Source organism: Rhizobium sp. AAP116 (assembly GCF_001295785.1).
Taxonomy (GTDB): Bacteria; Pseudomonadota; Alphaproteobacteria; order Rhizobiales; family Rhizobiaceae; genus Allorhizobium.
The window spans coordinates 79,138-99,285 of sequence record NZ_LJIB01000004.1 but is presented as its reverse complement, the minus strand read 5'-3'; the positions used below and the strand labels follow the sequence as shown (position 1 = coordinate 99,285).

Sequence of the window (20,148 nt, the reverse complement as noted above, 5' to 3'; positions counted from 1 at the left end):
CCTCAGCTCACAGAGGCGGCCATTGCGGCCCCCAGTACCAGTAGGCGAAACCGATAACCGCCCCCAGCACCACGAATTCCAAAACAAGCGCACCATTGACCAGTGCGGCGACCGTTGGAACGGCCGCGGCAATCACCACGGCCATTCCGATATGGACAAAACGTCCCTTGCGGTTCACTCCGCAGCCACGCCCATGCGCATGCGTTCCATTTCCTCAAGCGCACGGCGGTATTCCACCGGCATGACCTTGCGGAACTTCGGGCGATATTCCGCCCAGCTGTCGAGGATCTGCTTGGCGCGGTTCGAGCCCGTATAGTGCAGATGGTTCGAGATCAGCTGGTAGAGGCGCTCCTCGTCGTGGCGGGTCATGTCGCCGGACACGTCGACAAGGCCCTTGTGCATGAGGTCGCCACCGTGATGGTGCAGCTTCTCGAGCATGTCGTCCTCTTCCGGAACCGGCTCGAGTTCGACCATGGCCATGTTGCAGCGCTTGGCGAAATCGCCGCTCTCGTCAAGCACGTAAGCGACACCACCCGACATGCCGGCTGCGAAGTTGCGGCCCGTTTCGCCGAGCACGACGACCACGCCACCCGTCATGTATTCGCAGCCGTGGTCACCCACGCCCTCGACGACGGCGATAGCACCCGAGTTGCGGACAGCGAAACGTTCGCCGGCCACGCCGCGGAAATAGCACTCGCCGGAGATCGCACCGTAGAGAACGGTGTTGCCGACGATAATCGAGTTCTCGGCAACGATGCGGGCATTCTCCGGCGGACGCACGACAATGCGACCACCCGAGAGGCCCTTGCCGACATAGTCATTGCCATCGCCCACGAGATCGAAGGTGATGCCACGCGCCAGGAAAGCGCCGAAGGACTGACCGGCAGTGCCGTTCAGCGTGACATGAATAGTATCATCCTTCAGGCCCTTGTGGCCGTAGCGCATGGCGACTTCGCCCGAAAGCATGGCACCGGCCGAGCGGTCAACGTTCTTGATATCAACGTCGAAGACGACAGGCTGCTTGGCTTCGAGCGCCGGCATCGCCTTCTCGATCAGCTTGCGATCGAGAATGTCGATGATCGGGTGGTTCTGGCGTTCGGTCCAGTAGGTAGCGGACTTCGGCGCATCGACCTTGTGGAAGATCTTCGAGAAGTCGAGCCCCTTGGCCTTCCAGTGGGCGAGCATCTCGTCCTTTTCCAGCAGTTCCGAAGCACCGATGATCTCGTCGAGCTTGGTCACGCCGAGCGAGGCGAGGATCTCGCGCACTTCTTCGGCAACGAAGAAGAAGTAGTTGATCACATGCTCGGGCGTACCCTTGAAGCGCTTACGCAGGACCGGGTCCTGGGTGGCAACACCCACGGGACACGTGTTCAGATGGCACTTGCGCATCATGATGCAGCCGGCCGCAATCAGCGGTGCGGTCGCAAAGCCGAATTCGTCGGCGCCAAGCAGCGCGCCGATGATGACGTCACGGCCGGTCTTCAACCCGCCATCAACCTGCAGCGCGATGCGCGAACGCAGACCGTTCAGCACCAGCGTCTGCTGGGTCTCGGCAAGACCGATTTCCCATGGGCTACCCGCATGCTTCAACGAGGTGAGCGGCGATGCACCCGTGCCGCCATCGAAACCCGAGACCGTGATATGATCGGCGCGTGCCTTGGCAACGCCGGCAGCAACCGTGCCGACGCCGACTTCCGAGACGAGCTTGACCGAGATGTCGGCCACAGGATTGACGTTCTTCAGGTCGTAGATCAGCTGCGCCAGATCTTCGATCGAATAGATGTCGTGGTGCGGCGGCGGCGAGATCAGGCCGACGCCCGGGGTCGAGTGACGCGTCTTGGCAACCGTCGCATCGACCTTGTGGCCGGGCAGCTGGCCGCCTTCGCCGGGCTTTGCACCCTGCGCCACCTTGATCTGCAGCACGTCGGCATTGACCAGATATTCGGTGGTCACACCGAAGCGGCCCGATGCAATCTGCTTGATCGCCGAACGCTCGGGGTTCGAGGAACCGTCAGCGAGCGGCAGGTAACGATCGCTTTCCTCGCCACCTTCACCCGTGTTCGACTTGCCGCCGATCTTGTTCATGGCAATCGCGAGCGTGGTATGCGCCTCACGGCTGATCGAGCCGAAGGACATGGCACCGGTCGAGAAGCGCTTGACGATATCGACAGCAGGCTCGACCTCATCGATCGAAACAGGCTTGCGACCAAGGTCTTCAGCCTTCTTGATCTTGAACAGGCCGCGGATCGTGTTCATCCGCAAATTGCTGTCATTCACCATCTCGGCGAATTCGCGGTAGCGGTCCTGGCTGTTGCCGCGCACGGCATGCTGCAGCGACGCGATCGAATCAGGGCTCCAGGCATGGTTTTCGCCACGCATGCGGTAGGCATATTCACCGCCGACATCGAGCGTGCTGGCGAGAACCGGATCCTTGCCAAAAGCCGAGAGGTGGCGGGCGACGGTTTCCTCGGCGATTTCCTCGAGGCCAATGCCCTCGATGGTCGTCGCAGTGCCGAAGAAATACTTGTCGACCAGTTCGGACGAAAGACCAATCGCGTCGAAGATCTGGGCGCCGCAATAGGACTGGTAGGTCGAGATGCCCATCTTGGACATGACCTTCAGAATGCCCTTACCGACAGCCTTGATGTAGCGGTAGACGACTTCGTCTTCCGACACTTCCTTGGGGAACTCGCCATGCTTATGCATGTCGAGCAGCGTGTCGAAGGCGAGATAGGGGTTGATCGCCTCGGCGCCGAAGCCCGCGAGACAGCAGAAGTGATGCACTTCGCGCGGCTCGCCGGATTCGACCACGAGACCGACCGAGGTGCGCAGCCCCTTGCGGATCAGGTGGTGATGGACGGCAGCGGTCGCGAGCAGCGCCGGGATGGCGATGCGGTCAGGGCCGATCTGACGGTCGGAGAGCACGATGATGTTGTACCCGCCACGCACAGCTGCTTCCGCCCGCTCGCAGAGGCGATCGAGCATCTCCGGCATGCCCTCGGCGCCACGGCTGACGTCATAGGTGAAGTCGAGCGTCTTGGTATCGAAGCGATCTTCGACATGACCGATCGAGCGGATCTTTTCCAGATCGCCATTGGTCAGGATCGGCTGGCGCACTTCCATGCGCTTGGCGTTCGCCATGCCCTCATGGTCGAGAATGTTCGGGCGCGGGCCGATGAAGGAGACGAGGCTCATGACGAGCTCTTCGCGGATCGGATCGATCGGCGGGTTGGTGACCTGGGCGAAGTTCTGCTTGAAATAGGTGTAGAGCAGCTTCGACTTTTCCGACATCGCCGAGATCGGCGTATCGGTCCCCATTGAGCCGATCGCTTCCTGACCGGTGGTGGCCATCGGCGACATCAGGAGCTTGGTGTCTTCGGTGGTGTAGCCGAAGGCCTGCTGGCGATCGAGGAGCGACACGTCGCGACGCAGCGCCCGCGGCTCGACCGGCTTCAGGTCCTCGAGGATGAGCTGGGTGCGATCCAGCCACTCGCGATAGGGATGACTGCCGGCAAGCGACGACTTCACTTCCTCGTCGGAAATGATGCGGCCTTCCGCCATGTCGATGAGCAGCATTTTGCCCGGCTGCAAACGCCACTTCTTGACGATGCGCTCTTCGGGCACCGGCAGGGTGCCGGCTTCGGATGCGAGGATCACGCGGTCGTCGTCAGTGACGATATAACGGGCCGGGCGCAGGCCGTTGCGGTCGAGCGTCGCGCCGATCTGGCGACCATCGGTAAAGCAGACCGCAGCCGGGCCGTCCCACGGCTCCATCAGGGCTGCATGATATTCGTAGAACGCCTTACGCTCCTTCGACATCAACTGGTTGCCCGACCAGGCCTCCGGTATCAGCATCATAACCGCATGCGCGAGCGAATAGCCGCCGCGCTGCAGGAACTCGAGCGCGTTGTCGAAGCAGGCCGTGTCCGACTGACCTTCATAGGAGATCGGCCAGAGCTTGGAGATGTCGTCGCCGAAGAGCGGCGAAGAGACTGACGCTTGACGCGCAGCCATCCAGTTGACGTTGCCGCGCAGCGTGTTGATTTCCCCGTTATGGGCGACCATGCGGTAGGGATGCGCCAGCTTCCACGACGGGAAGGTGTTGGTCGAGAAGCGCTGGTGCACGAGGGCAACGGCAGACTCGAAGCGCGGATCGGCAAGATCCTTGTAATAGGCACCGACCTGATAGGCGAGGAACATGCCCTTGTAGACGATCGTCGAGGACGACAGCGAAACGGGATAGAAGCCGGTTTCCTGGCCGCCATACTGGTCGTAGATGCGGTTGGAGATCACCTTGCGCAGCAGGAACAGGCGACGCTCGAATGCATCCTGGGTTGCGGCATCACGACCGGCGCCGATGAAGACCTGGATCTGGCGCGGTTCGGTTGCAGCAATCTCAGGCGCCTTGGACAGCGAAGAATTGTCAACAGGCACGTCGCGATAGCCGATCAGGTGCTGACCTTCGGACTGACAGACTTCGGCGATGACCTGCTTGAAATGCGCGATCTGCTCTTCGTCCTGCGGGAAGAAGAAGTGACCGACGGCATATTCGCCCGCCTTCGGCAGGGTGATGCCCTGGGCCGCCATTTCCTCACGGAAGAAGCGGTCGGGGATCTGCACAAGAATGCCCGCACCATCGCCCATCAGCGGATCAGCGCCGACGGCGCCGCGATGGGTGAGGTTTTCGAGGATGAACAACCCGTCCTTGACGATCTGATGCGACTTCTGCCCCTTCATATGGGCGATGAAGCCAACGCCACAGGCGTCATGTTCGTTGCGCGGATCGTAGAGACCCTGTTTGGGAGGCAGACCGGTGCGCGCGATCGCCGTCTCGGCGACTGCTTCCGCACTGGCGGACCGCATGATCTCTTCGGATGACGGAACCTTCGTCATAACCTTTACCTCCATTGAAGCCGGACTGGCCGGGCTGATTGGACCCATCTCAGGCACCGATGGGCGCCAGCGACAGTCACCCAATCCTACGCGGATCGCTTGACCACCCCATGACGCCCGAAAACACATCGCCTTCGAAACCGGAATTAGGTCAACTAGTCTGACCTAATTTCTGCTGTTCCTATGACAGAAAGTAAACGCTCATGCAAGAGTTGCCCAGGAAAATTAACCGGGCGAAGGATGCGAAATTACGACACAGGGGCAACGGGCGAAATTTTATTACGCCAATTGCCAGAGCTGCATCACCTTCTTGCGCAGTCGACACTCTTTATCGGCGTTATAGCCGGGCCACATTGATAGCCATGCAGAAAGAGATAAAGTCCCTGGGATCACTCCCGCCTCAGGATAATGCCATGCACTTCGCTTCAGACAACTGGTCCGGCGCCCATCCCAGGATCGCCGAAAGCCTCACCCGCCATGCCCAGGGCTTCGCCTCCGCCTATGGCACGAGCGACCTCGACAAGGCGGTGGAAGACCGGTTCAGCGCCATTTTCGAACGCGACGTCGCCGTCTTCTTCGTGGCAACCGGCACGGCGGCCAACTCGCTGGCGCTTGCAAGTGTTGCCAGGGCCGGAGGCGTCAGCTTCTGTCACGCCGATGCACACGTCAATGCGGACGAAGGCGGCGCGCCGGAGTTCCTGACCGGCGGCACCCGGCTCTTTGGCGTCGAGGGCGCAGAGGGCAGGATGGACCCACAGGCACTGGAGGCCGCGATAGCCCGCTTCGAGCCGGCCTCTCCCCATCATGGTCGCGCCATGGCCGTCACGGTCACCCAGGCGACGGAGGTCGGAACCGTCTACACGCTCGACGAGCTCGACAGGATCGCGGCGATCGCGAAGGCGCGTAATCTACCGCTGCACATGGACGGGGCGCGATTCGCCAATGCCCTCGTCGCACTCGATGCAACACCGGCAGAGATGACCTGGAAGCGCGGGGTCGACATTCTCTCCTTCGGCGGCACCAAGAACGGCTGCTGGTGCGCCGAAGCCATCGTCTTCTTCGATCCCGGCATGGCGGCCGATATGCCGTTCATCCGCAAGCGTTCCGCCCAGCTCTTTTCCAAGAGCCGCTTCATCTCGGCCCAGCTCGAGGCCTATCTCGACGGCAACCTCTGGCTGGACCTAGCGGGCCATTCGAATGCCATGGCCGACCGCCTGCGATCGGGTCTGGCAGTGAAGAACACTGCGCGCCTCGCCTGGGACACGACGGCGAACGAGGTCTTTGCCGTCATCGAAAAATCCTCTGCCGAACGTGCCCGTGCCAAGGGGGCGAAATTCCATGAATGGCAACCCCCGCACGGATGGCTTCCCTTGCCGACCGACAACGAGGTCCTAATTAGACTGGTGACGAGCTTTGCAACGACAGTAGAAGACGTTGATCAATTCATAGAAGTCGTGTGACCCGAAGGTTTCTTACAGATAAAGCGCGCACGTTTTACACAAAAAACCTTGATTTTTCAAACGGCCCACTCCTCGACATGATGCAGTTGCCAGCCCCGATGAGGGCTTCAACGACACCACGCATCACGATCCGAGGAGACTTTTCATGACCAAGACCACCATCAACACCGTCGCACTCGCCGCTGCCGTCACCATGGCCATCGGCAGCGCCGCTCTCCTGTCCGGCCCGGCCGTCGCCCAGGAGAAGGAAAAGTGCTTCGGCGTTTCCATGGCCGGCAAGAACGATTGCGCAGCTGGCCCCGGCACCACCTGCGCCGGCACCTCGAAGGTCGACTTCCAGGGCAATGCCTGGACCTATGTCGCCAAGGGCACCTGCACCGCGATGGCCCTTCCGGATGGCCGCATGGGTTCGCTCGAAGCCCTCGACCGCGACCTTCCGAAGGCTTGAGACAGCACGGCACCTGCGGCTCGTCCGCAGGTGCCGTCCCGCTTTCCTTTCCAGGACGAATGCTTGAGGAGCCGGCCGTGTCTATCCATCCCGCCGTAGAGATCGCTTTTGCCGACAGAAGCCGACAAGACGCTGCCGCCCGTCTTCCCCGCCGAGCAGGCGCAGGTTTCAAGCCTCAGCATGCCGACCAGATCCTTGCGGACGATTTCCGGATTGGCTTTCTCGAAGTCCATGCCGAGAACTACATGGGCGCCGGCGGCCATCCGCATCGCATCCTGACCCGCATGCGCGAGGACTTCCCGATCTCGATCCATGGCGTTGGCCTCTCGATCGGCAGCCCGACAGGCCTGGACCCGGAACATCTCGCTCGCCTCAAGATAGTCGTTGACCGCTACCAGCCGGAACAGGTCTCCGAACATCTCGCCTGGTCGACCCACGACAGCCACTTCTTCAACGATCTCCTGCCCGTACCTTATGACGCAGCGACGCTGATCAGGGTCTGCGACCATATCGACCAGGTACAGGAGACGCTAGGACGCCGGATCCTGCTCGAGAACCCGTCGACCTACCTTGGTTTTGAAGCCTCGACGATGTCAGAGACGGACTTCATCCGGGCGATCGCCCGCCGTACCGGCTGCGGCCTTTTGCTCGACATCAACAATGTTCATGTGTCGGCCACCAATCACGGTTACGGCGCCCGCGACTATCTCGCCGATTTCCCACTCCTCTGCGTCGAGGAGATTCATCTGGCCGGCCATGCGGCAGATATCGACGATGCCGGTCTCCCGCTGCTGATCGACAGCCATGACCGCCCGGTGGACGATCTCGTCTGGGATCTCTATGCCCATGTCATCGGCAAGCTCGGCCCCCTCCCAACCTTGATCGAATGGGACAATGAAGTGCCTGACTGGTCCGTCCTCAAACGAGAGGCGCAACTGGCCGACGCGATCCTCGACCGCCATGTCGCTGCCGACCTGGGGCTTCGCCATGCGTCCTGACCCGGTCTCCAGTGGCGCCTTCGCCGAAGCGCTTTTCGCACCGGACCTGCCTTCGCCGGAAGGGCTGACGGGTCGCGAAGAGACGCGACCGCAACGCCGCTTCTCGGTCTACCGCAACAATGTCACCGTCTCGCTGGTCGATGCTCTCGCTTCAATCTTCCCGACGGTCCAGAACCTTGTTGGCGAAGACTTTTTCCGCGCCATGGCCCGCCTCTATGTGGCCGCCCATCCGCCCACCTCTCCCCTGCTCTTCACCTACGGCGAGAGCTTTCCCGCGTTTCTCGAGTCCTTCCCGCCAGCGGCGGACCTACCCTTCCTCGCAGATGTCGCCCGCGTCGAGCGCCTCTGGCTCGATGCATATCATGCAGCGGACGCAGTCCCGCTCGATCCGGCAGCACTCGGACAAATTCCCGCCGAAGAACTGGCCAGCATCCGCTTGCGCGCTCATCCGGCAACAAAAATGTGCCGACTGAAGCATGCCGCCGGCACCATATGCCGCCTTGATCGGGCCGGCATGTCGCTCGAAGGCGTTAACCCGCTCCTGCCGGAAGCCGTGCTCGTCACACGTCCGGCCTTCGATGTTTCGATCGAAATCCTGCCCTCGGGCGGAGCTCCTTTCTTCGAACGACTTCTCACCGGCCACCCACTCGGCGACGCATGTCTCGCAGTAGGAGAGGAAGCCGCTGACATCCCCGCCCTTATCGGCCTTGCCCTCACCTCGGGCGCATTTGCCGCGATCGACCTTCTCCAGGAAAGCGAAAGACCATGACAGCTGCCATCGCAATCATCGAATTCTACCGCCGCACGATCCGTCGGATGGAGCCCATGCTTGATCGATGGTTTCTCGGGCTCTTTGCGCGGCTCGTCTTTCTGGCGGTGCTCGTTCCCTATTACCTGAATTCGGCGCTGACCAAGTTTGACGGTCCCTTCTCGATTTCCGACGGTGCCTATTACCAGATCGCCCTCCCGGCCGTGGATGCCGCCGGCGGCGATGTATCGGCCGTATCCTTCTTTCCCTGGGGGCTGATGGTCTTCCTAGGTTCCTATGGCGAGATAATCCTGCCGTTGCTGCTCGTCGTGGGCCTCTTCACCCGCATCGCCGCCCTCGGCATGATCGCCTTCATCGCCGTGCAGAGTTTGACAGACATCCTCGTCCACAATGTCGATGCCGGCACGATTGGCGCCTTGTTTGACCGTTTTCCCGACAGCGTCATCCTCGATCAGCGCCTGCTATGGATCTTCCCGCTCGCCTACCTTGTCGTAAAGGGCGCAGGGATGCTTTCTCTCGACAAGCTGCTCTGCACGATCTGGACCAAACGGATGGCCGGACATGAAAAAGGCGGCCGGCTTTCGCCGACCGCCTGACTGGGGGCCAGATCGTCTAGAAGACGATCAGTTCACATGCGCCTCGATCGCCTTGGGCGCGCTGCCGAGGGGCTCTGCGGCAATCGAGATCCGGCGCGGCTTCATCGCTTCGGGGATGTTGCGCAGCAGATCGATGTGCAGCAGGCCGTTCTTCAGCGAGGCGGCGGTGACTTCCACATGATCGGCAAGCTGGAAGCGACGCTCGAAGGCGCGCTTCGCAATGCCGCGATAGAGGAATTCGCTCTGCTCGGCCTTCTCGTCCTCGAGCTTCTCACCCTTGACGGTCAGCACATGGGCATGCGCCTCGATCGATAGCTCGCTTTCGTCGAAGCCGGCAACGGCCATGGTGATCCGGTAGAGGTTCTCGCCGGTGCGTTCGATATTATAGGGCGGGTAGCTCTGCGCCTGTTCCGGCTGACCGAGGCTGTCCAGCATGGTGAACAGGCGATCGAAACCGACGGTGGAACGATAGAGCGGGGAAAAATCGACGTGACGCATTGTGTCCTCCTTGAAGCGACGTTGGCGTTCTCTTGAGTCCGCTGGCATCCCGCGTGGGGCGATGCTGGCGGCGGTCTGCGGACCCTTCTGGCGTCCGCAGAACCGATGTGGGAAATGGCGCGATCGAATTCAAGATCTTCCGTCCCAGCGCCGCTCATCCCGCGATGAACTGCGGGTGAACGCCTGGTTCAAGCCGGGTTCAAGCATACTCATCTAGGTTTGGATCATCGGTTGTCTCGACCGACCGGGCCGGAGATATCGTCCCTTCCACTTCGGCCGGACTTCGCCGGAACCGCAGCCCTCCGTCTGCGGTTCCGGCTTTTTTCTTTGACTTGCGACCGGGCTGCAGCCTATCCCCAAGAGACGAGACGCGACTTCAACCGACAGGCAGTTGCAGGCATGGACGCCATTCTTCACGCCACCCCCGGAAACCCGATTCCCGGCACGCCGCAGGTCGGCTTCTTCGAGGGCCATCGCGGTATCCGCCTGCGTTACGCGGTCTTCCGGTCGAGTGCCCCGAAGATCAAGGGCACGATCGTCCTCTTGCATGGACGAAACGAAAGCATCGAAAAGTATTTCGAGACGATCCGCGAGCTCAATCAAAGCGGCTTCTGGGTCGCGACCTATGATTTTCGCGGCCAGGGCGGATCGGAACGGCTGCTGAAGAAGGATCCGCGCCGAGGACATGTCGGCCGCTTCGACCATTATGTCCGCGACCTCGAGATCTTCCTCGAACAGATCGTGCTGCCGGACACCCGTCTGCCCTTTTTCCTGCTCGCCCACTCGACCGGTGGCCTGATCGCCTTGAAGGCGGCTCCGCGGCTTTCCAACCGCATCGAGCGCATGGTGCTGGCGGCCCCCTTCGTCGGCCTCGGCGGCCAGAAGACATCGCCGGAGAATATCCGCCGGATTGCGACCCTCGCGAGCTTTACCGGTTTCGGCGGCATTTCGCTGACGAAGGACGAGCCCATGAAACCCTTCGAGGGAAATCCGCTGACATCGGATGCCCTGCGCTTTGCCCGCAACCAGCGGATCATGCTCGACCATCCGGAACTGGCACTTGGCCCACCCACGGCGCGCTGGCTCTACGAGAGCCAGAAGGCGATCGACGCCATCCGCAAGCCGGGCCATCTCGCATCGATCACGGTGCCGACGGTGATCATAGCGCCCGGCAATGATCCGATCGTGCCGTATCACTATCAGGAATCCATGGCACAATATTTCCGCGCCGGCCAGCTGGTGCCGGTCGCCGGCGCACGCCACGAGATCCTGCAGGAGCAGGATCGCTATCGCAAACAGGCGCTAGCCGCCATCTTTGCCTTCATGCCGGGCGGCGAGCCCGACGAGGCAGATCCCGCCGAAGAACTGACAGTCTCCACACTGGAGGCCTGAGCGAAAGGGCTTAGCCGCGCTTGAGCATGTCCATGGCCTGCGCATGAACGGCCTTTGAGCCGGCCGCGATGATCGAACCGCCAGCCTCAGGTCGCCCGCCGTCCCAGGTGGTGATGATCCCACCCGCCTGCTCGATGATCGGGATCAGCGCGCCGACGTCATAGGGCTTCAAGACAGTCTCGATGACCAGATCGACATGACCGGCTGCGAGCAGGCAATAGGCATAGCAATCCACGCCGTAGCGGAAGAGCTTGACCTTGTCCTGCACGGCCTGAAAACGCTCGACTTCCCAATCCTTGAAGAGATGCGGCGAAGTGGTGAAGAGGATCGCGTTTTCGAGCGATCCGCAATCGCGCACCTGATTCTGCCGTTCGCCATCGGGACCTGAGTACCAGGAGCGCTCGCCATCGGCATAATAGCGCTCGCCTGTGAAGGGCTGCTCCATCAGCCCCATGACCGAGCGGCCCTTTTCCTGGAAGCCGATCAGCGTGCCCCAGACGGGAACGCCGGAAATGAAGGCCCGCGTGCCGTCGATAGGATCGATGACCCAGAGATGATCGCTGTCCATACGGATATTCTCGTGCTCTTCGCCAAGAATGCCATGGGTCGGAAATTCCGCTTCGATCAGCTTGCGGATGGCAATTTCGGCCGCCTGGTCGCCTTCGGTGACGGGGTCGAAACCGGCTTTCTCCTTGTTGACCACAGACAGGCCCGAGCGAAAGCGCGGAAGGGTCTCGGCCTTGGCGGCATCGGCCAAGCGAAAGAAGAAATCACGATCTGGGCGCATGGAAAGATCCGTCGTCTGGAGGGAGCTCCGTCTTAACGCCAGTCGCAAGGAAAGAAAACCACCGCCGGCCGCCTTCTTCGCCCTCACCGGACGCCCGCCGACCGGCCTCAGAGCGCGAAATTGCGTAAATTTTGGCCTTGCTCAAAAATGCACCAATTTTCGACTTGACAATGGTGCACCGCAACATCTAACGTCTCACTTACAGTCTTCTGACTGTAAATACCCTCCTTGGGTGTTTCCTCCCTAGACTTAACCGCGCCACGAGCGCGGTTTTTTTTGCCCGGCACAGAGCGCCGAGGGCCGCAACATCTGGAAATCGGAAAAAACTATTCGGCCGCCAGCGCCCGGTCGCCGGCATAGTCGGCGACGAAATCTGCCATCTGCTCCATGAACACGGCGAGCGAGCCGGCTAGGACATCGAAGTCAGAACGCTTTTCGAGCGTCGTCTCGTCGATATAAATCGAACGATTGACCTCGATCTGTAGAGCGTGCAGCCCGCGGGCCGGTCGGCCGTAATGCTCGGTGATGAAGCCCCCGGCATAGGGCTTGTTGCGCACGGCCGCAAAGCCGAGGTCCTCCAGGAACTGCAACGCCGCCTGGCTGAGCTCGGTTGACGCGCTCGTCCCATAACGGTCGCCTATAATGAAATCCGGCTTCAGACCGCTGCCCGCGACGCGGATATTGCCGGGCATCGAATGGCAGTCGATCAAGACGCCGAAGCCGAACATCGCATGGGTCCGGGCAATCAGCCGGCGCAGGCAGGCATGATAAGGCTTGTAGCAGCTCTCGATCCGCTCCATGGCGACCGAAAGCGGCATGCGCCTTTCGTAAATCTCCATGTTCTCGGCAACGATGCGCGGGATCGTGCCCAGCCCGCCCGCCACACGCGCTGAATTGCTGTTGGCAAAAGGCGGCAGCGGATCGGAAAACATCCGCGGATCGAGCTCGTAGGGCTCCCTGTTGACGTCGACATAGGCGCGCGGGAAATGCGCGACGAGCAGCGGCGCACCGAAGCCGGGCGCCGCCGAGAACAGCTCATCGACGTAATGATCCTCCGAACGGCGAATCGAAATCTCGTCGAGTCGCGACTCACCGAGGAAGGTCAAGGGGTATCGACGACCGCTATGGGGTGAGTTGTAGACAAAGGGAATGGTCTGGGTCGCGGGCTCTCGAACCTCGAACAGGTCGAATTCGTTGGTCATCCGCTTTCCAGGGCCTCTTCTTTACCAAGTCACAAACTTGTTGCGTGTCTCATGTTGCCAGTCGCCCGGTGCAAAGTCCATACTCCCGGAAATGGCGGAGCAGGCTCACTTTCTCGTTGTTCACCGGTTCTTTACTGAGCCGACCCTAAAGTGAGCGGCTGCAAGCTTACCCATGCAATCGAGTACAGCGGTCCCTAAATGACTCAGAAAATCCTTCTCGCCGAAGATGACAACGACATGCGCCGGTTCCTGGTAAAGGCGCTCGAAAAGGCAGGCTACAAGGTCTCCTCCTTCGACAACGGCGCCTCAGCCTATGACCGCCTGCGGGAAGAACCCTTCTCCCTTCTGCTCACCGACATCGTGATGCCGGAGATGGACGGCATCGAGCTGGCGCGCCGCGCCACCGAACTCGATCCGGACCTGAAGGTCATGTTCATCACCGGCTTTGCTGCCGTTGCACTGAACGCCGATTCGAAGGCTCCGAAGGACGCAAAGGTCCTGTCCAAGCCTTTCCACCTTCGCGATCTCGTCGACGAAGTGAACAAACTCCTTGCGGCATAAGGCCTTCTCGAGAGATTGAAAAAATCTCTTCACAAAACTGCAAAATGCCTATTGACGGGCGAACAGGTTTTGTGGTCTTAAGCCGCTCATCGGATGGGCGTGTAGCTCAGCGGGAGAGCACTACGTTGACATCGTAGGGGTCACAGGTTCAATCCCTGTCACGCCCACCATTCGAATTCTTTCAAGGGCTTGCCGGAAACGGCGAGCCCTTTTGAATTTTCGGTTTGCGATCTGCACGAGGCTGCGAATCAGGCGGCCTCAACCCTTGACCACCGCCACATCCTCTCCCGCATAGACCACCACATAGCCGCCCTGCGGCTTCAGCGCTTGTGCCCGCTCTTCGAGCCAGCTGAGATACCGTTCCTCCCGCCAGATTTCCCCCGCCTCGGGCTCCACCAGCACCGTCAGCTGCGGCCCCTGCGCATACATCATCATGCGGCTGACGCTCGGCTCCCATTCATCCCCGAGCGTCGGATCCGTGCGCCAGAGACAGAAGAAGTCACGACAGGTCACGGGCCGCACGGCATAGGCGTCGCAGCCACCCCCGACGAGGCAGTGGCGACAGGGTTCGTTGGCCGGTTTGTCGAATTCGGCGATGTCGGGAAGGATGCAGCAGAGCGAACAGGTTCCGCAACCGCGGCCCGGCACCAGCGCCGGGCCCTGCCCTTCCCCCGAGAAAGTCATCTCAGGCCGCCGGACCGATGGTGACGGAGATCGGCGAGAGCCCCTCAACCGCCCCCAGGAGCCGGTCACCTGGCTGCAGCGCGCCCACGCCCGAAGGCGTGCCGGTGAAGATCAGGTCGCCCGGCGTCAGATGATAGTAGCGCGAGAGATGGCTGATGATTTCAGGCACCGACCAGACCATCTCGTTGAGATGCCCCTCCTGGCGAAGGCCGTCGTTGACGGTAAGCGAGATGCGCTGCGAATTGGGCTCGAAGTCGCCATCCGCGGTGATGGCGCCGATGACAGCCGAATCCTCGAAGGCTTTCGCGATGTCCCAGGGACGCTGTTTTTCCTTCATGGCGTTCTGCAGATCGCGCCGCGTCATGTCGAGCCCGACGGCATAGCCGAATACCGCCTCCATCGCGTCATCGGCCGAGAGCCGGAAGGCCGGCGCCCCGATCGCGATCACGAGTTCGATCTCGTGGTGGTAATCCTCGGTGCCGGGTGGATAGGCGATCGCGCCCCCCTCGATGACGAGACCCGTCGCAGGCTTGGTGAAGTAGAACGGCGCGACACGATCGACGGTGTTGCCGAGCTCGGCGGCATGGGCGGCGTAGTTTCGCCCGACACAGAAAATGCGGTGAATGGGAAAGCCCTCTTGCCGGCCATGGATCGGGACAAGCGGGGCGGTCGGAACGGAAAAGAGCGGACGAGTCAAAGACAAGGGCATTCTCTCTGGATTGATGAGGCTCGGGCCCGCCAAGACTGGCAGCGGGGATCACCAGCATACCCGCCTGAGCGCGGCAATGCATCCGGCTTGATTGGCAAGGTTGAATGGTCGGCCGGGCTTGGAACATACCGCCAAACATGTAACAAAACCGCCGCAGCTGCGTTCACCTGCCCGTAGGGCATCGTGCTCGCTCCGACATCAGCCGGGACGGATCCGCCCCGGCAAGACATCGAAAGGCATAAAAACATGAGCAACAAGATCGTGCCGGTCATCATGGCCGGCGGCAAGGGAACAAGGCTTTGGCCGCTGTCGCGCGCAGCCGCTGCGAAGCAGTTCATCCGCTTCCTCGGCGATGAGACCTTGCTGCAGAAGACGCTGGCCCGCGTCTCCGACGCGACGATCTATGAAGCCCCTGTCATCGTGACCAATGAGGACTTCCGTTTCCTCGTCGCCGAACAGGCCCGCGAGATCGGTGTCGCGCTTGATGGCATCATCCTGGAACCGGAGGCGCGCAACACCGCGGCCGCTGTCGCCGCCGCCGCTTTGATCGTCGGTGAGCGCCATGGCAGCGAGACGCTGATCCAGATCCTGCCCTCCGACCACGAGATCACCGTCGATGATACCTATCGCGGCTGTGTGCAAAAGGCGGCCCGTGCGGCGCGCGACGGCAAGATCGTCACCTTCGGTATCACGCCGACCGAGCCCGCAACCGGCTATGGCTATATCGAGATCGGCGACGACCTCGGCAATGGGGTGAACAAGGTCACGCGCTTCGTCGAAAAGCCGAAGGCAGAGGTCGCCGAAAAGATGCTCGCGAGCGGCAACTATGCCTGGAATTCCGGCATGTTTGTCTTCTCCGCCGGCCAGATGATTGCTGAGCTTGAGACGCTGGCGCCTGAAGTTCTCGCGGCCGTCCGGACCTCGATCGAAAAGGCCAAGGGCGATCTCGACTTTACCCGCCTTGATGGGACAAGCTTTGGCCAAAGCCCGAGCATCTCGATCGACTATGCCGTCATGGAGAAGACGCCGAATGCGGCGGTTGTCCCCTCGCCGATCATCTGGTCCGACCTCGGCAGCTGGGACGCGATCTGGAAGCTCGCCGAAGGCGATGAAAACGGCAATGTCGTCAGTGGCAATGCCACCGTCGCCGACACCAAGAATTCGCTCGTCATGTCGCGCAACGCCCATCTCGCCGTCCAGGGCATGGAAGGTGTCGCCGTCGTCGCCTCGGAAGACGCCGTCTATGTTGGTCGCCTCGACCGGGCCCAGGATGTCGGCAATCTCGTCAAGATGCTCGCCGCCGACAAGAAGACGGCGCATCTCACCGAAAACCACCCGACGGCCCTTCGCCCCTGGGGTGGCTATACCTCGATCCTCAATGGCGATCGCTTCCAGGTGAAGCGCCTTTTCGTGCATCCGGAAAAGAAACTCTCGCTGCAGAAGCATCACCACCGTGCTGAACACTGGGTCTGCGTCAAGGGAACGGCAGAGGTCACCATCGACGACAAGGTCACTGTCCTGCACGAGAACCAGTCGATCTACATTCCGCAAGGGTCCGTCCATCGCCTCGCCAATCCCGGCAAGATCCGCTTGGAGGTCATCGAGGTCCAGACCGGCTCCTATCTAGGCGAGGACGACATCATTCGCCTGGTCGACGAATTCGGTCGGAGTTGAGTTCAGGCCATACACCGCATCTGCGCGGCCCGGCGGCTTCCACCGTCCGGGCCGCTTGCTTTATGGCGCTGCATTGCACAAGATCGACGCAAGCCGGAAAAAGCGGCAGGGCGAACAGCGAAGCGGTAAAGAATGGCGATCAAGGCAAGCATCTATCATCTCACCCACTACAAGTATGACAACCCGGTCCAGCTCGGACCGCAGATCATCCGGCTGAAGCCTGCCGCCCATTCCCGCACCAAGGTTCTCTCCCATTCGCTGAAGGTCACGCCCGAGAACCACTTCGTCAATCTGCAACAAGACCCCTACGGCAACTACCTTGCCCGCTTCGTCTTCCCGGACCCGGTCACCGAATTCAAGATCGAGGTCGACCTCGTCGCCGACATGACGGTCTACAATCCCTTTGACTTCTTCACCGAGGAAGTCGCGGTCAAATGGCCATTCGACTATCCGGAAGATCTGCGCGACGACCTCAAGATCTACATGACGCCGGAGCCGGCGTCGCCGGCGCTCGACGCCTTCATGGCGACTATCGACACGACGGAAGGTCAGGGGACGGTCGATATGGTTGTCGGGCTCAATGCCCGCCTGCAACAGGAGATCGGCTACGTCATTCGTATGGAACCCGGCGTCCAGACGCCGGAGGATACGCTGACATCGGCCCGCGGCTCCTGCCGTGATTCGAGCTGGCTGTTTGTCCAGATCCTGCGCCGCCTCGGTTTTGCCGCCCGTTTCGTCTCCGGCTATCTCATCCAGCTCGCTCCGGACCTGAAGGCGCTCGATGGCCCATCCGGCACAGAGGTCGACTTCACCGACCTGCATGCCTGGACGGAAGTCTATATTCCCGGCGCTGGCTGGATCGGCCTCGACCCGACCTCGGGCCTCTTGACCGGCGAGAGCCACATCCCGCTCGCGGCCACGCCCCATTACAAGAACGCCGCCCCCATCTCCGGCGGCTATGTCGGACAGGCCAATACCGAATTCGCCTTCGACATGCAGGTGAAGCGCGTTGCCGAACATCCGCGCATCACCAAGCCTTTCTCCGACGACAGCTGGGATGCCCTGAATGCGCTCGGACAGAAAGTCGATGCCGACCTGAAAGCCCATGACGTGCGGCTCACCATGGGCGGCGAGCCGACCTTCGTGTCGATCGATGACTTCCAGTCCGCCGAATGGAATACCGATGCCGTCGGCCCGACCAAACGCGACCTCGCCGATCAGCTCATTCGCCGGTTGCGCCAAAAATTCGCCCCCGGCGGCTTCCTGCATTACGGCCAGGGCAAGTGGTATCCGGGCGAAAGCCTGCCACGCTGGACCTTCTCGCTCTACTGGCGCAAGGACGGCAAGCCGATCTGGCATGATCCGGCGTTGATTGCGGCCGAACACAAGGATACCGGCGTCACCCACCAACAGGCGGAAGCGTTGATGGCCGGGATCGCGGCCGAGCTCGAGATCGAAACCGACATGATCATCCCGGCCTTCGAAGATCCGGCCGAGTGGATCATCAAGGAAGGCAGCCTGCCGGAAAACGTCGACCCGTCAAACTCCAAACTTGAAAGCCCGGAAGAGCGCGCCCGCATCGCAAAGGTCTTCGAACGTGGACTGACGACCCCGACCGGCTACATCCTGCCGGTCCAGGCCTGGAACGCCAAGGCCGGCGGCCGCCGCTGGGTCAGCGAGAAATGGCGCACCCGCCGCGGCAAGATCTTCCTCATCCCCGGCGACAGCCCGATCGGCTTTCGCATGCCGCTCGGCACCCTGCCTTATGTGCCGCCGTCGCAATATCCCTACATCCACACCACCGATCCCTCGATCCCGCGCGCACCCCTGCCGGATTTTGGCCCGCAGGTCCGTGAGGGCCGCGCCATGCCCGAGGCCTCCCGCAAGAGCGGTGAAACTCATCAGGATCGCAACGAGCAGAACATCACAGGCTCCGCCGGCGATATCAGGGGCGCCGTGCGCACCGCCATGAGCGTCGAGCCCCGCGATGGCCGCCTCTGCGTCTTCATGCCACCGGTCGAGGCTGTCGAGGACTATCTCGAACTGGTCGCAGCCGCAGAAACTGCCGCACGTGGGCTTGGCCTGCCTGTCCATATCGAAGGCTACGCACCGCCTCAGGACGAGCGCATCAACGTCATCCGCGTTGCCCCGGATCCTGGCGTCATCGAGGTCAACATCCACCCCGCCTCAAGTTGGGATGACTGTGTCGCGACGACGAACGCCATCTACGAGGAGGCGCGCCAGACCCGCCTCGGCGCCGACAAGTTCATGATCGACGGCCGCCACACCGGCACCGGCGGCGGCAACCATGTCGTGGTCGGCGGCGCCAATCCCGGCGACAGCCCCTTCCTGCGCCGTCCCGACCTGTTGAAGAGCCTGATCCTGCACTGGCAGCGTCACCCGGCGCTCTCCTACATGTTCTCCGGCATGTTCATCGGCCCGACCAGCCAGGCGCCGCGCTTCGACGAAGCCCGTCACGACAGCCTCTACGAGCTGGAAATCGCCATGGCGCAGGTCCCGATGCCGGCCAGCGGTGCGGCAGCCCCCCTGCCCTGGCTTGTCGACCGCCTCTTCCGCAATCTCTTGATCGATGTCACCGGCAACACCCACCGCTCGGAAATCTGCATCGACAAGCTGTTTTCGCCGGACGGTCCAACGGGCCGCCTCGGCCTTGTCGAGTTCCGCGGTTTCGAAATGCCGCCGAACGCGCGCATGTCGCTTGCCCAGCAATTGCTGGTCCGCGCACTGATTGCCCGCTTCTGGAAGAACCCGATCGGCGGCCGTTTTGTCCGCTGGGGCACAAGCCTGCACGACCGTTTCATGCTGCCGCATTACCTCTGGCTGGATTTCCTCGAAGTGCTCGCGGATCTGCGCGAACACGGCTTCGACTTCAAGCCGGAATGGTTTGCGGCGCAGCTGGAATTCCGCTTCCCCTTCGTCGGCGAAGTAACCTACGAGGGCTCGAAGCTGGAACTGCGACAGGCGCTGGAACCATGGCATGTCATGGGAGAAGAAGGGGCCATCGGCGGCACGGTCCGTTATGTCGACTCATCCGTCGAGCGCCTGCAGATTCAGCTGGAGACAGCCAATCCCGAACGTTTCGTCGTGGCCTGCAACGGGCGCCAGGTGCCGCTGCGCAAGTCGGACGTGAATGGTGTCGCGGTGGGCGGCGTGCGCTACAAGGCGTGGCAGCCGGCCTCCGGTCTGCATCCGGTCCTGCCCGTCAACACACCGCTAACATTCGACATCTATGATACATGGTCTGCCCGGTCGATCGGGGGCTGCGTTTATCACGTCGCGCATCCTGGCGGCCGGACCTACGACACTTTCCCTGTGAATGGGAACGAAGCGGAAGCCCGTCGGCTTGCACGTTTTGAGCCTTGGGGCCATACAGCCGGCTCCTATCCCCTATGGCCCGAGACCGTGTCGCCGGAATTCCCGCACACTTTGGACCTGAGACGACCGCAAGGTATCTGA

At 61.6% G+C, this 20,148-nt stretch carries 16 protein-coding genes and 1 tRNA gene; 10 read left to right on the top strand and 7 right to left on the bottom strand.

Annotated features, from left to right (window positions below):
* Positions 1–7: 7 nt before the first annotated feature.
* Both IP85_RS22130 and gltB read right to left on the bottom strand, forming a co-directional pair.
* Entirely contained in the window at positions 8–178 is a 171-nt protein-coding gene (locus IP85_RS22130) for a hypothetical protein (RefSeq protein ID WP_156322714.1), read from the bottom strand.
* Positions 175–4,863 carry a glutamate synthase large subunit gene (gltB, locus tag IP85_RS03170; RefSeq protein WP_245280796.1) on the bottom strand — a complete coding sequence of 1,563 codons (4,689 nt, stop codon included), beginning with the start codon at positions 4,861–4,863 and terminating at the stop codon, positions 175–177. Before gltB ends, IP85_RS22130 begins: the two co-directional genes overlap by 4 nt.
* Positions 4,864–5,306: 443 nt before the next feature.
* Here gltB and IP85_RS03165 point away from each other — a divergent pair, with 443 nt between their 5' ends.
* The 5 genes from IP85_RS03165 (at position 5,307) to IP85_RS03145 (ending at position 9,164) form a co-directional block, all read left to right on the top strand.
* Positions 5,307–6,353: a low specificity L-threonine aldolase gene (locus tag IP85_RS03165; RefSeq protein ID WP_054148218.1), complete on the top strand. Its 1,047-nt coding sequence runs from the start codon at positions 5,307–5,309 to the stop codon at positions 6,351–6,353.
* A gap of 145 nt (positions 6,354–6,498) precedes the next feature.
* Positions 6,499–6,801, top strand: coding sequence for a DUF2282 domain-containing protein (locus tag IP85_RS03160; protein WP_054148217.1), 303 nt, complete (start codon positions 6,499–6,501; stop codon positions 6,799–6,801).
* Positions 6,802–6,902: 101 nt separating this feature from the next.
* Complete coding sequence (locus IP85_RS03155) at positions 6,903–7,799, top strand: DUF692 domain-containing protein (RefSeq protein ID WP_054148511.1); 897 nt, start codon at positions 6,903–6,905, stop codon at positions 7,797–7,799.
* On the top strand, positions 7,789–8,568 hold the full coding sequence (locus IP85_RS03150; RefSeq protein ID WP_054148510.1) for a DNA-binding domain-containing protein: 780 nt from the start codon (positions 7,789–7,791) through the stop codon (positions 8,566–8,568). The genes IP85_RS03155 and IP85_RS03150 overlap by 11 nt, the downstream gene beginning before the upstream one ends.
* Positions 8,565–9,164: a DoxX family protein gene (locus IP85_RS03145; RefSeq protein ID WP_054148216.1), complete on the top strand. Its 600-nt coding sequence runs from the start codon at positions 8,565–8,567 to the stop codon at positions 9,162–9,164. The genes IP85_RS03150 and IP85_RS03145 overlap by 4 nt, the downstream gene beginning before the upstream one ends.
* Positions 9,165–9,191: 27 nt before the next feature.
* Here the strand turns inward: IP85_RS03145 and IP85_RS03140 are convergent, their stop codons facing one another.
* Positions 9,192–9,662, bottom strand: coding sequence for an Hsp20 family protein (locus IP85_RS03140; protein WP_054148215.1), 471 nt, complete (start codon positions 9,660–9,662; stop codon positions 9,192–9,194).
* 399 nt (positions 9,663–10,061) lie between these two features.
* Between IP85_RS03140 and IP85_RS03135 the strand changes: the two genes are divergently transcribed.
* Positions 10,062–11,054 (top strand): alpha/beta hydrolase, encoded by a 993-nt coding sequence (locus tag IP85_RS03135; protein WP_054148214.1) that lies wholly within the window; start codon positions 10,062–10,064, stop codon positions 11,052–11,054.
* Between the two features lie 10 nt (positions 11,055–11,064).
* On the opposite strand, the gene hisN is transcribed toward IP85_RS03135, so the two are convergent.
* Both hisN and IP85_RS03125 read right to left on the bottom strand, forming a co-directional pair.
* A complete protein-coding gene (gene hisN / locus IP85_RS03130; protein ID WP_054148213.1) occupies positions 11,065–11,841 on the bottom strand; it encodes a histidinol-phosphatase in 777 nt (258 codons plus the stop codon).
* 326 nt (positions 11,842–12,167) lie between these two features.
* Positions 12,168–13,043: an N-formylglutamate amidohydrolase gene (locus tag IP85_RS03125; RefSeq protein ID WP_054148212.1), complete on the bottom strand. Its 876-nt coding sequence runs from the start codon at positions 13,041–13,043 to the stop codon at positions 12,168–12,170.
* 198 nt (positions 13,044–13,241) lie between these two features.
* Here IP85_RS03125 and cpdR1 point away from each other — a divergent pair, with 198 nt between their 5' ends.
* On the top strand, positions 13,242–13,604 hold the full coding sequence (cpdR1, locus tag IP85_RS03120; RefSeq protein WP_006726917.1) for a response regulator CpdR1: 363 nt from the start codon (positions 13,242–13,244) through the stop codon (positions 13,602–13,604).
* 95 nt (positions 13,605–13,699) lie between these two features.
* A tRNA-Val gene (locus tag IP85_RS03115) sits at positions 13,700–13,774 on the top strand.
* Between the two features lie 88 nt (positions 13,775–13,862).
* Here the strand turns inward: IP85_RS03115 and IP85_RS03110 are convergent.
* Both IP85_RS03110 and IP85_RS03105 read right to left on the bottom strand, forming a co-directional pair.
* Positions 13,863–14,288 carry a hypothetical protein gene (locus tag IP85_RS03110; protein ID WP_054148211.1) on the bottom strand — a complete coding sequence of 142 codons (426 nt, stop codon included), beginning with the start codon at positions 14,286–14,288 and terminating at the stop codon, positions 13,863–13,865.
* A gap of 1 nt (position 14,289) precedes the next feature.
* Positions 14,290–14,991, bottom strand: a complete 702-nt coding sequence (locus IP85_RS03105; protein ID WP_245280793.1) for a fumarylacetoacetate hydrolase family protein — start codon at positions 14,989–14,991, stop codon at positions 14,290–14,292.
* A 252-nt stretch (positions 14,992–15,243) separates the two neighbouring features.
* Here IP85_RS03105 and IP85_RS03100 point away from each other — a divergent pair, with 252 nt between their 5' ends.
* Positions 15,244–16,671, top strand: coding sequence for a mannose-1-phosphate guanylyltransferase/mannose-6-phosphate isomerase (locus tag IP85_RS03100; RefSeq protein ID WP_054148210.1), 1,428 nt, complete (start codon positions 15,244–15,246; stop codon positions 16,669–16,671).
* A 132-nt stretch (positions 16,672–16,803) separates the two neighbouring features.
* A complete protein-coding gene (locus tag IP85_RS03095) occupies positions 16,804–20,148 on the top strand; it encodes a transglutaminase family protein (RefSeq protein ID WP_054148209.1) in 3,345 nt (1,114 codons plus the stop codon).